The 14443-nt window shown below is 42.2% G+C and carries 11 protein-coding genes; 3 read left to right on the top strand and 8 right to left on the bottom strand.

Annotated elements, in window-relative coordinates; genetic code table 11:
- Window positions 1-121 precede the first annotated feature (121 nt).
- Both MTCD1_RS03670 and MTCD1_RS03665 read right to left on the bottom strand, forming a co-directional pair.
- Window positions 122-1498: a class II fumarate hydratase gene (locus tag MTCD1_RS03670; protein WP_057181244.1), complete on the bottom strand. Its 1377-nt coding sequence runs from the start codon at window positions 1496-1498 to the stop codon at window positions 122-124.
- 86 nt (window positions 1499-1584) lie between these two features.
- Window positions 1585-1956 carry a hypothetical protein gene (locus tag MTCD1_RS03665; RefSeq protein WP_143760084.1) on the bottom strand — a complete coding sequence of 124 codons (372 nt, stop codon included), beginning with the start codon at window positions 1954-1956 and terminating at the stop codon, window positions 1585-1587.
- A 238-nt stretch (window positions 1957-2194) separates the two neighbouring features.
- Here MTCD1_RS03665 and mfd point away from each other — a divergent pair, with 238 nt between their 5' ends.
- The 3 genes from mfd (at window position 2195) to MTCD1_RS03650 (ending at window position 8135) form a co-directional block, all read left to right on the top strand.
- Entirely contained in the window at window positions 2195-5881 is a 3687-nt protein-coding gene (mfd, locus tag MTCD1_RS03660) for a transcription-repair coupling factor (protein WP_057181246.1), read from the top strand.
- A 144-nt stretch (window positions 5882-6025) separates the two neighbouring features.
- Complete coding sequence (locus tag MTCD1_RS03655; RefSeq protein ID WP_057181247.1) at window positions 6026-7795, top strand: CsiV family protein; 1770 nt, start codon at window positions 6026-6028, stop codon at window positions 7793-7795.
- A gap of 52 nt (window positions 7796-7847) precedes the next feature.
- Window positions 7848-8135: a DUF1244 domain-containing protein gene (locus MTCD1_RS03650; protein WP_057181248.1), complete on the top strand. Its 288-nt coding sequence runs from the start codon at window positions 7848-7850 to the stop codon at window positions 8133-8135.
- A gap of 110 nt (window positions 8136-8245) precedes the next feature.
- On the opposite strand, the gene MTCD1_RS03645 is transcribed toward MTCD1_RS03650, so the two are convergent.
- From MTCD1_RS03645 to msbA, 6 genes are all read right to left on the bottom strand, one after another.
- Window positions 8246-8977 (bottom strand): pseudouridine synthase, encoded by a 732-nt coding sequence (locus tag MTCD1_RS03645; protein WP_057181353.1) that lies wholly within the window; start codon window positions 8975-8977, stop codon window positions 8246-8248.
- Window positions 8978-9100: 123 nt separating this feature from the next.
- Window positions 9101-10252, bottom strand: a complete 1152-nt coding sequence (locus MTCD1_RS03640) for a cupin domain-containing protein (RefSeq protein ID WP_057181249.1) — start codon at window positions 10250-10252, stop codon at window positions 9101-9103.
- A gap of 111 nt (window positions 10253-10363) precedes the next feature.
- Window positions 10364-11200, bottom strand: coding sequence for a 3-deoxy-manno-octulosonate cytidylyltransferase (gene kdsB / locus MTCD1_RS03635; protein WP_057181250.1), 837 nt, complete (start codon window positions 11198-11200; stop codon window positions 10364-10366).
- Window positions 11201-11202: 2 nt separating this feature from the next.
- On the bottom strand, window positions 11203-11400 hold the full coding sequence (locus MTCD1_RS03630) for a Trm112 family protein (protein WP_057181251.1): 198 nt from the start codon (window positions 11398-11400) through the stop codon (window positions 11203-11205).
- Window positions 11401-11442: 42 nt separating this feature from the next.
- Window positions 11443-12450 (bottom strand): tetraacyldisaccharide 4'-kinase, encoded by a 1008-nt coding sequence (lpxK, locus tag MTCD1_RS03625; RefSeq protein WP_057181252.1) that lies wholly within the window; start codon window positions 12448-12450, stop codon window positions 11443-11445.
- 12 nt (window positions 12451-12462) lie between these two features.
- A complete protein-coding gene (msbA, locus tag MTCD1_RS03620; RefSeq protein ID WP_082606514.1) occupies window positions 12463-14274 on the bottom strand; it encodes a lipid A export permease/ATP-binding protein MsbA in 1812 nt (603 codons plus the stop codon).
- Window positions 14275-14443 lie beyond the last annotated feature (169 nt).

Genomic DNA, 14443 nt, shown 5'->3' with positions numbered 1-14443 from the left:
TGGCTTTAATCGTTGTTAATGCGGTAAAATAGTACCGCAAATTATGCTCAAGTGATAAGTTGTTGGCATAAAAAAAACGCCGCAGCGTTTTTTCATCAATTAGTACGGATAACTACCGTATTTATAAGCCACCATAAGTCAGTTTGGTTGGCTCAAGTAATCGTTCTAACTCGGTGCGAGACAGTTCGGTATGTTCTTCAGCTACCTCAATGATTGGACGATTTTCTTTATAGGCCAATTTTGCGATTTCGGCCGCCTTGGTATAGCCAATTAACGGGTTAAGGGCGGTGACTAAAATAGGATTTCGGGCTAAGGCCTTATTTAAGTTATCGGTACGAACGGTAAAGCTGGCAATGGCCTTTTCCGCCAAAAGTTTGCTGACATTACTGAGTAACTTGATGCTATTAAGTAAGTTATGCGCCACCATGGGTAACATAACATTCAACTCAAAATTACCTGACTGACCACCAATGGTGATAGCCGCATCATTCCCTATCACTTGCGCGGCGACCATAGCTGCCGCCTCAGGAATAACGGGGTTAACCTTACCGGGCATAATTGACGAGCCTGGTTGTAGCGCCTCTAACTCTATCTCCCCTAAGCCAGCTAAGGGACCAGAGTTCATCCAGCGTAAATCATTGGCAATTTTCATAATAGAAACAGCAAGGGTTTTTAATTGCCCAGATAAAGCCACAACGGTATCTTGAGTGCCTATCAGGAAAAAAAAGTTATCACCTGCTTTAAAGGTTAAACCGGTAGTGCCACTCAGTTGGCGAGCAAATTCATCGGCAAAATCCACATGGGCATTTATGCCGGTACCCACCGCGGTGCCTCCTTGAGCAAGTAATTGTAATTTTGGCTGAAGACTACGCAATAAATGAATATTTTGCTCAATCTGACTAGCCCAACTCAGTAAACTTTGACTAAAACGCACTGGCATAGCATCCATTAAATGGGTACGGCCAGTTTTAACATAACTGTCCAGATCTTGCGCTTTCACTTCAATAGTTTGTTGTAATAGCACTAAAGCGGGCAACAATTTTCGCTCAAGCGCAATGGCGGCACTGATATGGATAGTACTCGGAATGACATCATTACTACTTTGACCACAATTAACGTGATCATTCGCACTGACCGGCTCGCCCAGCTTTAAAGTCGCTAAATGAGCAATCACTTCGTTGGCATTCATATTCGAGCTAGTACCAGAGCCCGTTTGATAAATATCAACCGGGAAGTGCTGTAATACGTTTACGGAATTAAGTAAGTCATGCACTGCAGCAATAATTCCTTGGCCAAGCTCTTTAGAAATCAAACCTAATTTGATATTAGCCGCGGCCGCAGCTGCTTTCACCATTAATAATGCCCGGATAAACTCTTCCGGCATAGTCTGACCACTGATGGGAAAGTTGTTAATGGCTCGTTGGGTTTGCGCGCCATAAAAGGCTTCAGCAGGTACCGCTAGCTCACCCATGCTATCTTTTTCGATGCGTGTTTTCATAAAATACTCCTTGAATAAATGCTTTAGTGAAAGAATAAGACATGGTCTTAAAAATGATTGTTAGTAATAGCCATTAACAGTGGCTGTTAACAATGAAAGTATTGACTGGTTATATTTAATTCTAGCCATAAATGCCGTAAACGCTTCTTACTTGCTTCACATTGGCTAATACGATTTAAGTCAGTTAGAGGGCGGTAAATATTATCTAAACAAAGTTGCCGCCAGTGCTCAGATAATAAATTATCGCAAATAGCATCAAGCAGTAGGCGGAATTGTCCTTGATACAACTGCCAACGGGCGTCTTCACTAACATTGATATTACTAGCAGTAAACAGTGTTTGCTCTGCCATGAGCCAAAAAGAAAGTAATTGTGGGTTATCTTCATCCTCAGCATAACGGACCTTTTGACGAACACTGTTAATCGCCGTTGTTTGTATTTCGAAGTAGGTAAAAATCACACATAAACCCCATTGCAAATGATTCTCATTATCATACAATAGATTTTACCGTTAAACAATGACGACAATGAATGAGCAACGCTATTCAGTACTACCTATTGACCATTAACAATGACCGCCACTAATGACTGTAACGAATGAAAAGTAATAAAATACAACTAAAGCATTTATCTACTAGCGCTTTAGCCTTAGAATAGCGGTCATTATTGTTTCGCCTGTTAATTAGTGTAAGGAAATCATGAGTAAAGCAAGCAGTCTATTGACCCCTGTATTGGCCAAGCGCCGTGGCAAGAACCCCGATAAGAAAAGCTGGCATAATTTACATGGTAGCAGTAGTAGTTTAGCCTTATACCAAGCAGCGCAAACCGCGCAAACGCCTATTTTAGTGATTACCAGTAATACCCCAGAAGCGCTAAGAATAGAGCAAGAATTACTCAGTTTAGCCAAAAGTGCTAGTCAAAGTTCTAATCTCAGTTCTAAGCAAAATAAGGCCAGCATCAGCTTATTTCCCGATTGGGAAACCCTGCCTTATGATAATTTTTCCCCTCATCAAGACATTATTTCGCAGCGCCTGGCCACGCTTTATCAACTATCACGGATGGAGTCTGGCATTATTATTGTGCCAGTGACCACGTTAGTACAAAAATTAGCCCCCAAGCAATACATTGAAGCAAATAGCTTAGTGATAAAAAAGGGTGAGAAAAAAGATTTGCAGCAAATGCGGCGTACACTTGAAGCGAATGGTTATCGCCATGTTGAGCAAGTAATGGAACACGGTGAATTCTCTGCCCGTGGCGCCATTCTCGATATATTTCCCATGGGCAGTAAAACCCCGTTTCGTTTAGACTTTTTTGATGACGAAATTGATGAAATAAGACTTTTTGATCCCGAGAGCCAACGTTCAAAAGATAAAATATCGGCAATTAACTTACTACCCGCTCATGAATTCCCCACCGATGAAGCCGGGATTAATTTATTTCGTCGCCAATACCGTGAGCAATTTAGTGGCAACATTCATAAAGAGTCCATTTATCATCAAGTCAGCAATGGCATTTTACCCCCAGGCATTGAATATTATCTGCCGCTTTTCTTCGATAATAAAGAGTTCGATAATAAAGAGCTTGATAATAAAAAAACTGCCAAGCAAGGTGCTAATACCGTCAAAGCTAAGCCTAATAATATTGGCCTTAACAATACCCTGTGCGATTATTTAACCGATAATACCCTTATCGTTATCAGTGGTGATATAGAACACTCTTTAGCACAATATTGGCTTGATATTGATACTCGCTATGAAAACAGACGCTATGATCCAACGCGGCCTTTATTGCCACCCGAGCAACTTTTTTTAACGGAAGCGGGTCTATACAGTGCGCTTAAACCTTTTGACCGTATCACCATTGCAAAAACTGTTGCTGTCGAGCCAGACCTTAACAAAAGTGACGACCAAACCAGCGCTGAAGACAGTGTTGAACTGGCCGCTAAAGCTAAAAGTAAAACCAGTCAAATATACTTTGATGTTAAGCCCCTGCCAGATTTAACCATCAATCATAAATTAAAACAGCCCTTTGAGTTAATTAACCAGTTTATTAGCAGTAAAGAAACCCCAAGCAAAATACTCTTTATCGCCGAAAGCCAAGGCCGACGAGAAAGCGTGTTGGAGTTACTGGAACGCGATAATATTAAACTGACACAATTTGCCTGCCTCGATGACTTTATCAATGCCAGCGACGCCATAGGCATAACGGTAAATAGTTTAAGCCAGGGTTTTACCTTTCAAGCGAAAGGCACGAGTGCCAAAAACGCCATTGCTTTAATTACCGAGGCAGAGTTATTGGGCGATCATGTTGCCCAAGCCAGGCGGAGAAGCAAAGCACAAGATATACAAGCAGATGCCATCTTTAAAAACCTGGCTGAACTCAGTATTGGCCAAGCCGTAGTACATATTGAGCATGGCATTGGCCGTTATCAAGGTCTGCAAACCATAGAAAATGGTGGCATTACCACTGAGTTTTTAGTTCTGAGTTATGCCAATGAAGCCAAACTTTATGTCCCAGTTGCCTCACTGCACCTTATTGGTCGCTACTCAGGCGCAGACAGTGAACATGCACCGTTACACAAATTAGGCACTGATACTTGGAGTAAAGCCAAACAAAAAGCGGCGGAAAAGGTCCGTGATGTCGCGGTAGAATTACTGGATATTTACGCCAAACGTGCCAGTAATCACGGTCACGCCTTTAAACGTGACAAGCAAGACTATCAAGCGTTTAGTGACAGCTTTGCTTTTGAAGAAACCTTCGACCAAAAACAAGCGATTAATGCGGTAGTCAGCGATATGCTCTCCCCCAAAAGCATGGACAGACTGGTTTGTGGTGATGTCGGTTTTGGTAAAACCGAGGTAGCCATGCGCGCGGCTTTTGTCGCAGTCAATGATGGCAAGCAAGTCGCTATTTTGGTGCCGACCACCCTATTGGCACAACAACATTACGAAACTTTTAGAGATAGATTTGCCAACTGGCCGGTAGTGACAGAGGTATTATCACGCTTTAAAACGGCTAAAGAACAAAAAGAAATCATCGCTCGAGTAGAGTCCGGGGAAATTGACATTCTTATCGGTACTCATAAATTACTACAAAATAGCATTAAATATAAAGATTTAGGCTTACTTGTTGTCGATGAAGAACATCGATTTGGTGTTAAACAAAAAGAGAAAATCAAACTATTACGCAGCAATGTAGATATTTTAACGCTCACGGCAACACCTATCCCACGGACCTTAAACATGGCCATGGGCGGTATGCGTGATTTATCTATTATTGCCACACCACCAGCAAAACGTTTGGCGATAAAAACTTTTGTGCGCCCATACGATGTCGCTTTGATTCGCGAGGCTATTCTAAGGGAAACCTTACGTGGTGGTCAGGTGTATTTCTTACATAACCATGTCGACACCATAGAAAAAACCGCCGCTGATATTCAAGCTTTAGTCCCTGAGGCACGTGTAGTCACGGCTCATGGACAGATGCGTGAGCGTGATCTTGAGCGTATTATGAGTGACTTTTACCATCAACGATTTAACGTCATCGTCTGTACCACCATTATTGAAACCGGTATTGATGTGCCCAGTGCTAATACCATAATCATGGACAGAGCCGACCGTCTTGGTTTAGCACAACTGCATCAACTGCGTGGTCGAGTTGGTCGTTCACACCATCAAGCGTACGCCTATTTATTAACGCCCGATGAAAAAATCATGAGTAAAGATGCAAAAAAACGCTTAGACGCTATTGCCTCACTGCAAGATTTAGGCGCGGGTTTTACCCTTGCTACCCATGATTTAGAAATTCGTGGTGCTGGAGAATTACTCGGTGAAGATCAAACAGGCTCAATGAGTCAAATTGGCTTTAGTTTGTATATGGAGATGCTCGATCATGCCGTAGCAGCACTAAAAGAAGGTAAAGAATTATCACTGAATCAAGTGATGTCTACCCAAACCGAAATAGAATTAAGGGTACCCGCACTACTGCCCGATGATTATATTTTTGATGTTAGCTTACGCTTAAGTTTATATAAACGTATTGCCAGTTGTAAAAACAAAAGAGAGTTGGATGATATACAGGTGGAACTAATTGACCGTTTTGGTTTACTGCCACAGCCAAGTAAAAATTTAGTGCAAATAGCCAAAATTCGCCTTAAAGCGCAAACCATTGGCATATCACGTATTGAAGCAAGCACCACAGGTGGCTCCATTGAGTTTAGTGATAAAACCAACGTTGACCCTAGGTTAATTATTGGCTTAATTCAAAAACATCCGGCGGTTTATAGTATGGCTGGCGCTAGTAAATTAAAGTTTGTCAAAGCAACCGAAGATGCGCAAGCTCGCTTTACCTTAATTGCCAATATCTTAAATGACTTAGCCAAATAAAGACTTATAATGGTAAACTTGAACCAGTAATGTTTTAGCAGGCTTACCTTGTTCACGCGCTTTACAAGTGACCTTTATTGATAGCAATAAAGGTCACCAGCCTTGCTCGATAGCTATAATTTTGCCTTAAAATACGGACTTTTAATGAAATACCACTTTCTTCTTACCTCAGCATTAACTTCATTATGCTTGTTAAGCAGTAACACAGCACTAGCGGCTAACAGCACTAAAGTACCTGCAGAAAAGCCAGCACGCTGGTTTGAGATTGAAGTCATTCTGTTTAAACACCTCGCAAAAAACTCCGACAATAAAGAGCAATTTACCGCCAGAGATCTCAGCGCTAAAAAACGTGTCGCCTTTGATTTATTAACACCCTACCTACAACCTAACATTGCCTCATTAAAGCAATTACTGCCCAACTGTGAACAACCACAGAGCAAGTTACCCTATAACATTACTCTGACCCCATATCACTTATGGCCAACTGTTGCTGATAAACAAGTGAGTAATGAAAAAATTACTGATGAGCAGAGTGTCGACACAGCAAGTGAACAAAATAACACTCAAGCTAACAAAGAAAATAATGCAGCAGTATTTTCATCAGCGAATATGTCGGTAATTGTGCTGGCCGATGCCAGCCATGATAGTGCAGCAGTTGGGCTTGCGGCAGAAACAGCAGCCAACTTGGCCGAACGGAGTGAACAAGGGCAATATGTTCACATGGAACTGCCTGTTTATACTCAATATCCGAGCTCTAGTCAGGCCGCCTTTTGTGTCATTCCAGCCGATTTTTTCCAACAGCACCTAAGCGCTGAGCAACTTGCACACTTTAGTATCGATGGCTTTGAGGTAGAGAAATTAGCAACCACAATCAATGGCATTGAACAATGGCGAGACGATGAAAATGGTGCCATCATTTGGGCCAGTGATAAGCCCTACTTAATTAGCCAAGATTCGCTACGGTTAAAATCTATCGCTAACCGCATCAAGCGCTCTCGTGATTATAAACCGTTATTACATCTGGGCTGGCGCCAAATTGGCGCCAATAGAAGACAAGCACAAGCGATGCAGTTATTCGCTGGTGAGCATTTAGAGCTTGGCTACCAACAAGCACTCACTCAACAGCAAGGGGAGCAAAATACCCTGCAGTTACAAGCTATTTTAGCGCAACGACAACAAGCACTTATTAACAGCCAAATGCTGATGGTTGAGAGTGACAGCGAAAGTATGCTAGTGCGAGCTAACGCCACAACTGCGCTGAATAAGACACTTATCAATGCCGACACAAACCCCAATATAGAAAGCAACTTAGATGCGTCTGGCAGTACCTTAATCAAGCTGGCAAGCTTAGATGAACTTTCAATCACAGAGCAACTACGCCAACAAGCCAAGCAGCAACAACTTGACAGTATCTATCAGCAGTTTGCCGCATTAGACTCGGCCTTGTTAAACGCGTCTTTGTTAAATAAGGCCGAAGCTAGCGATACGAGTGTCAATGGTGCTAAAGCTACTGACACTGAAGAAGTAATTAAAACTATTGTAGCCCAACTCTCTGCTGACATTAACCAGCAACAACGCAGACAATTGACCGCCAAGGACGAGCAAGAAAAGCCAGTAGCAACACCACCACTGCAACCTTGGTATCTTGATGGGCTATTTAAAGTACACCTAGAGCATTACCTTTATATTAATAGTGAATTTAATATGGTCGAGACGTCAAATCAGCCATCAATGATAGCGGGCAACACTGATAAAAATGCTAAAGATAAGATCATCTCTTTTAAGCAAAGTCGTCGAGTGATCACCGGCGAAATCCATTATTTTGACCACCCATACATAGGTATGATAGTGCAGATCAGACGCTTTGATCCAAGTAAACCTGCTAAACAAGCAGTGACGCAATCGAAAAAATAAAGATAAGCAACAACAATATCAAACCAACAATTACCATAAGAAGGTTAGCAACATGGATAAAGAAATAGAAGTTCAAGCAGCGGTATTTCGCCGTTTACTTGCCCATTTAGATGCACGAAAAGACGTACAAAATATTGAGTTAATGAACTTAGCGGGCTTTTGCCGTAATTGTTTTAGCAAATGGACGGTAAGTGAAGCTGAGAAGTTAGGTGTTGATGTTGATCTAGATACGGCCCGTGAACAGGTTTACGGCATGCCTTACAGTGAATGGAAAGAGAAACATCAATTGCCGGCAACGGACGAGCAAATGGCTAAGTTTAATGAGCTAAATAAAAAATAGTCATTAGCTGCTAACAAAGTGAGTGGCTAAATCACCGAGCTAGTTTCCCAGCACGTTATCCCTGTTTATTGCCCAACATCTTATCTGAAGAAAAAACACCAGCTGCTGGGTTATGAAAACAGGGCTATTTCATCTGGGCTTAATGCGCGCCACTCACCTGGCGCTAAATCACCCAGTACTATGGCCCCTATTTGCTCTCGGTGTAGACCCACTACCCTATTACCGACCGCGGCAAACATACGCTTAACTTGATGATATTTACCCTCGGTAATGGTCAGTAATACTTCACTTTTATAACACTGTTCATCAAGTAAGTCCTCTTCGGCGACCCGCGTTAAGATAGCCGGTCGAGTTAGTGAGTCTTCGCCTTGTAGCTGCAAGCCTTGCGCAAACTTAGTCACTAAAACCGCTAATTTATCATCGTCAATAGCATTTCGTAACCATACCCGGTAAGTCTTTTGGCATTGTTTTTTCGGCGAGATAACATTATGCGACCAACGGCCATCATCGGTGAGCAAGACTAAACCTGTGGTATCGGCATCTAAACGCCCGGCGATATGCAAATCAAAGGCCTTATCGACCTCAATAAAATTGAGCACCGATGGATAGCCTTCATCAACATTTGAGCAAATGCTGTCGACAACTTTATGTAGAATATAATAGCGTGAGCCACGTGCAGTGAGCTGTTGGCCATCAATGGTAACAGTATTATTTTCATGGACTTGCATAGCGGCATTTTTAGCAACGTCACCATTAACCCGCACTTCCCCGCTTTTTAGTACTTTTTTAGCTTCGGTTCGGGTCAGTTCAGTACTTTTACAAATAAATTTATCTAGGCGCATAATCTGAATCAGGCTATTAAAATAATAAAGAAAAGCGCCATTATCCGCAATGTTGCTCAACAAGCAATAACTAATATCACTTTGTTGTTAACTGGGGAAAATATGGCGCCTTTAACTGCGGTTTTACTCGACTTCGGCCAAATACCAATAACCTTGGTTAAGCAGTTCAGTGGCAAGTTCAACAAAGGCGGCATTATGACTCCATTCACTGAGATCGTCAGGCAATAGCATCACCTTATCGCAAAGCAGTTTCACGCCATTGGCTATTTCGGCCGAAAAAGCCAATTCTGTGCCATTGATATAACACAAGCCTTGCTCAATGGTATCTTCAAAATAAAAGGCACGTAAGCCGCCTAAACGTTTAATAGCATGGCTATTAAGTAAGTTACTCACTTCAGTCAGCTCAAAGGGTTCATCGGGTAATAACACATCGAGATCATGTTTAGCCGTGGTTAAAAACTGGCCGGTAAAGCTTTTAAAGCTAGCATCGTCATCAAGTAACTGCTGAATTTGGCCTTTAATACTGGCGTAATCCTCGTTACTTACTTCACCACTATGGCTAACAACCTGTCTATTAGGATCGGTTAATAACTGGCTACCTTTTTCATTATCAATTAAATGATCAGCAAAAGCGCTGAGCACACTTACCGCTGAATTAGCGCGGAAACCAATAGAAAAGCTCATCGAGGTGTCAAGGGATATGCCTTCATGAGGAAAGCCTGGCGGAATATACAAGATATCGCCAGGGTTGAGTTCTACATCGATAATAGCCTCAAAGGGCTCGACATGTAATAAGGATTCATGAGCAGCAAACTCTACATGGTCACCACTATCGCCAACGCGCCAGTGACGTTTACCTGAGCCTTGGCAAATAAAAGTATCATAGTTATCCATGTGTGGACCAACACTGCCGCCTGGCATAGCAAAACTTGCCATTAAATCATCTAGGCGCCAATGGGGCAGAAAACGGAATGCTTCCAGCATTTCAGCCGCTTCTTCAGAGAAGTTATCCAGGGCTTGTACTACTAGTGACCAGTTTTCCTTGCCTAAGTGTTCATAGCTTTCAAAGGGACCAAAATCCGCTTGCCATTGGCCGTCTTTTTTATGAACCAAACGCGACTCTATTTGTTCTTCCATGGCAAGGCCGGCCAATTCGTCCGCAGTAATCGGGTCGACAAAGTCTTTAAACCCTTGGCGAATGACCACGGGCTTTTTTTGCCAGTATTGATCGAGGAATTCTTGTTGAGTCATTTGCTGCAAGTTTAAGCTATACATAGTGTTCTCATTTTTCTCTGTTAGTTATTTTAGCGGTAGTAGCGCACGCTGATGTTAGGCCACCGACATGACAGAAGTCTTTGGCCATATTGGCCAAGTGCACTGCTAAAATCAGCCTAAGCTGGCGGCATATGCCCGGGCTTTGGCTAAATCATCTGGGGTATCAACACCTTCAACCGGTACATGGCTATTGGCTACCGCCACGTGAATTTTCTCCCCTTGATAAAGCACTCTAAGTTGCTCAAGGGCTTCAACTTGCTCCAATTCACTGGTTGGCCAATTAACATAATCCTTAATAAAACCGGCACGATAAGCATAGATACCGACATGTCTTAGATAAAAATCGCCGATGGCACGAATGTTTTCCTCGGTGCTGGCATTAGCCGTTAAAAAGCGCTCTCTATCATAAGGGATAGTTGCCCGCGAAAAGTATAAGGCATAGCCGTCTTTATCAACTAGTACTTTAACCGCATTGGGGTTAAACGCTTCCTCAACGCTGTCAATCTTAATAGCCAAAGTCGACATACGAGCAACATGACGATTTTGTTGCTGGTTTGCTAAGTTATTGGCTACTTGGGCAATATTTTCTGGGGGAATAAAAGGTTCATCACCTTGCACATTGACGATGATTTCATCATCACTAAACTGGTATTGCTGCATAACTTCAGCCAGGCGCTCAGTGCCCGATTGATGATCGGCACGTGTTTTACACACTTCACCACCAAAGCTGCGCACGACGGCAGCAACTTCATCATTGTCCGTAGCAACAATTACCTTGCTGGCACCACTTAATTTTGCTTTTTCCACAACCCACTGGATCATAGGTTTACCATGAATATCCGCTAACACCTTGCCCGGTAAACGCGAAGATTGGTATCTGGCTGGAATGACCACGATAAAGTCAACCTTGGTTGGCGTATTGTGCGGTGAACCGTCACAAACAGACATGGCTAATTACCTTGCTCTGTTTGCTGGTCGGTTTTAATTTCGCGGGCTTCGCCTTCCAGTAGCACCGGGATATCTTTATCGATGCGATAAGCAAGTCGGTCAAAATGACAAATAAGCTCTTGCGCTGCTTTATCATAATCCAACTTACCTTTACATACTGGACAGGCAAGAATTTCCATTAATTTAGTATCAAAAGCCATGTTAATTTCTCTTTGGTTAATTATTTAATAGATGAACAACGCTTATAGTAACGCTTTAATTTTATCAGTGAGCAAAGCTCGGTCGACGTCACTAAAGGTGGCGTCAACAGGTAAATACCACCAATGACTCTGACAAAAACCTTGGCACTTAACCGCATCTTTTTCAGTCATTATTAGCGCTATAGTATCATCAAAGTCACTAAAATCAGCTAGAGTGAAACTATGATGGTCAACAAAACTTTGCTGCTTTTTCACGTTAAACTTGTTTGTTTTTAGGGTATCAAAAAAACGTTGCGGCGCGCCAATGCCAGCAATAGCATTGACGCTTGGATTTAGCTTAATAAAATCTAGCAACTTAATGCACTGGCCCGATTGCACGTTAGCAACTTCAGTGGCGGCCAAAGTCATTGTTAAAGGTTGATTAGCATTTTTCTTTGCCTTCTTACCATTGTAAATAACTAAATCGCTTGTTGATAAGCGCCACTGTCCTTCTCGTAAAGGACCAGCGGGCAATAATAAACCATTACCAAATAAGCGTTGGCCATCAACAACAATTAATTCAAGGTCACGCTCTAAGCGATAATGCTGCAGGCCATCATCACTAATAATAATGTCGCAGCCTTGAGCAATAAGCAGCTCAGCACTGGCAATACGATCACTACCCACAGCCACAGCGACCTGACAACGTTGTTGAATAAGTACGGGCTCATCACCGGCCTCTACAGCGGTTGACTCGGCGGTAACTAAATAAGGATAATGTGGTGCCTGCCCGCCATAACCACGTGAGATAACCCCTGGAGTTAAACCCAATGAACGGCTAAGTTCAACCAAGTAAATAACCACTGGGGTTTTACCATTACCACCAACACCGATATTACCGACGACAATGACAGGTTTTGTTAATTTAACCGACCGGGCTAAGCCGACTTTAAAGCTAAGTCGTCTTAGGGTACTGAGTAGCCAAAAAAGTCCGGATAAAGGCAGTAATAGCGGTACCAGCAAGTACTTGGCGGGATGGCTGTTAAACCAAACCTTTTCAATTAAACGCATAACATACCGGCCCTACTCAAACTGAAAACTATGCAATTTCGCATAGGCACCTTTTTTCGCTATTAAGCTTTGATGATTACCTTGTTCAACAATTTTACCTTGCTCCATGACAATAATTTTATCGGCATTTTCAATGGTCGATAAACGATGGGCAATCACTATTGAGGTTCGGTTTTTCTGTAAGGCTTGTAAGGCATCTTGGATATGACGTTCTGATTCGGTATCGAGGGCACTGGTCGCTTCATCTAAGATTAAAAAGGGTGCATCACACAACAAAGCACGGGCAATGGCTACACGTTGTCTTTGCCCCCCAGACAGTAAGGCACCATTTTCACCAATATTGGTATCAAGGCCATGTGCCATATGGTCAGCAAATTCCATCACATGAGCACTTTTTGCAGCGGCAATGATTTCAGCGGTACTTGCCTCAGGTTTACCATAAGCAATATTATTGGCCAAGGTATCATTAAACAAGACAACCTGTTGAGATACATAGGAAAACTGTTTACGTAAGTCCTTTAATTTAAACTGTTCAATATTGGTATTATCTATTAAAATCTCACCACTAGTGGCATCATAGAAGCGTAATAATAATGCACTAGCGGTTGATTTTCCACTGCCTGAACGACCAACTAAGGCTAAGGTTTCACCTGGAGCTAGGTCGAAAGTAAGATCACTTAAGGCGAGTTTACTCTGTTGGCCTTTTTCACCACCACTTATACTGTGGTTATTGTCATAAGAAAAATCAACATGGCTAAAAGACAAGGAGCCTGACGCTCTTATCAGCGTTTTTTCACCATGGTCTTTTTCTTTTTCCTGATCGAGTATCGAAAAAATACTGACACAAGCGGCCATGCCTTGTTGAAATTCGCTATTGACATTAGTGAGCATTTTCAAGGGTCTTAACAACATAGTCATATAGGTAATAACGCTGACAAAAGTACCTGGCGAGATAGTGTCACTTAAGCTATCAGAAGTGATGGCATAAAAGACAAAAGCTAAAGCAAAAGAAGCGATAACCTGAATAATGGGCACACTAGCCGATTTTGTTGCTTGCATTTTCATGCGTTGCTGACGATTATGTTTATTGATTTTGGCAAAGCGAGCAAACTCCCGTTGCTGACCACCAAAAGTTAAGACCACTTTATGGCCATTAAAGGTTTGCTCGGCCACCGTGGTAACCTCCCCCATGGCGCCTTGTATATTTTTACTGACTTTACGAAAACGTTTTGATACCACACTAACAATCACGGCAATAGCGGGGGTTATTAATAAAAATATCAATGATAATTGCCAGCTCATATAAAACATCAAGCCCAATAAACCCAGGACAAAAGCGCTTTGTTGCACCATAACTAAAATAGACTTACTGACCGAATTTAAAACTTGCTCGGTATCGAAGGTTATTTTTGAAATAAGTGCGCCGGTTGATTGTTGATCATGAAAAGCCACCGGCATTGACATGATATGTTCAAAAAGGTTTTGCCTTAAATCGGCAACGACATGATTACCCACCCAAGCAAGGCAATAGTTAGCAATAAAATGGGCGATACCACGAATAATAAAAGCGCAGACGATAAATAAAGGCGCCCACTTCATAAAATCAGCATTTGCCCCCGCAAGACCTTCATCCACTAGGGGTTGTAATTTTGATAAAAAATAGACGTCAATAGAGGCGTAAGCAAGCATACCAATAATCGCCGCAACAAAACCGCTTTTGTAGGGTTTCGCGTAACTAACCAGACGTTTGAAGTTTTGCCAAGTAGTGGCCGTGCTTGGTGCAATAGTTGAAGGTAAGGCGCTTGTTTTTGCAGATGATGCCATTAGTTCTGATTACTCGAGTAGGTGAATTGCCTAAAGGGAAAATTGATAAACATTAACCATAAATACTTTTATCATAGGTACATGGTCAATACATATACCCATGATACCTCAAAATGCGTGTTTCAGGATACCTGAGCGATTCATGATCAAGGCGCCTCTTTTTATTAAG

The sequence above is a fragment of the Colwellia marinimaniae genome (assembly GCF_002207865.1).
Taxonomy (GTDB): Bacteria; Pseudomonadota; Gammaproteobacteria; order Enterobacterales; family Alteromonadaceae; genus Colwellia; species Colwellia marinimaniae.
The sequence above is the reverse complement of the archived record's forward strand: the minus strand, read 5'-3'. Positions and strand labels throughout refer to the sequence as shown.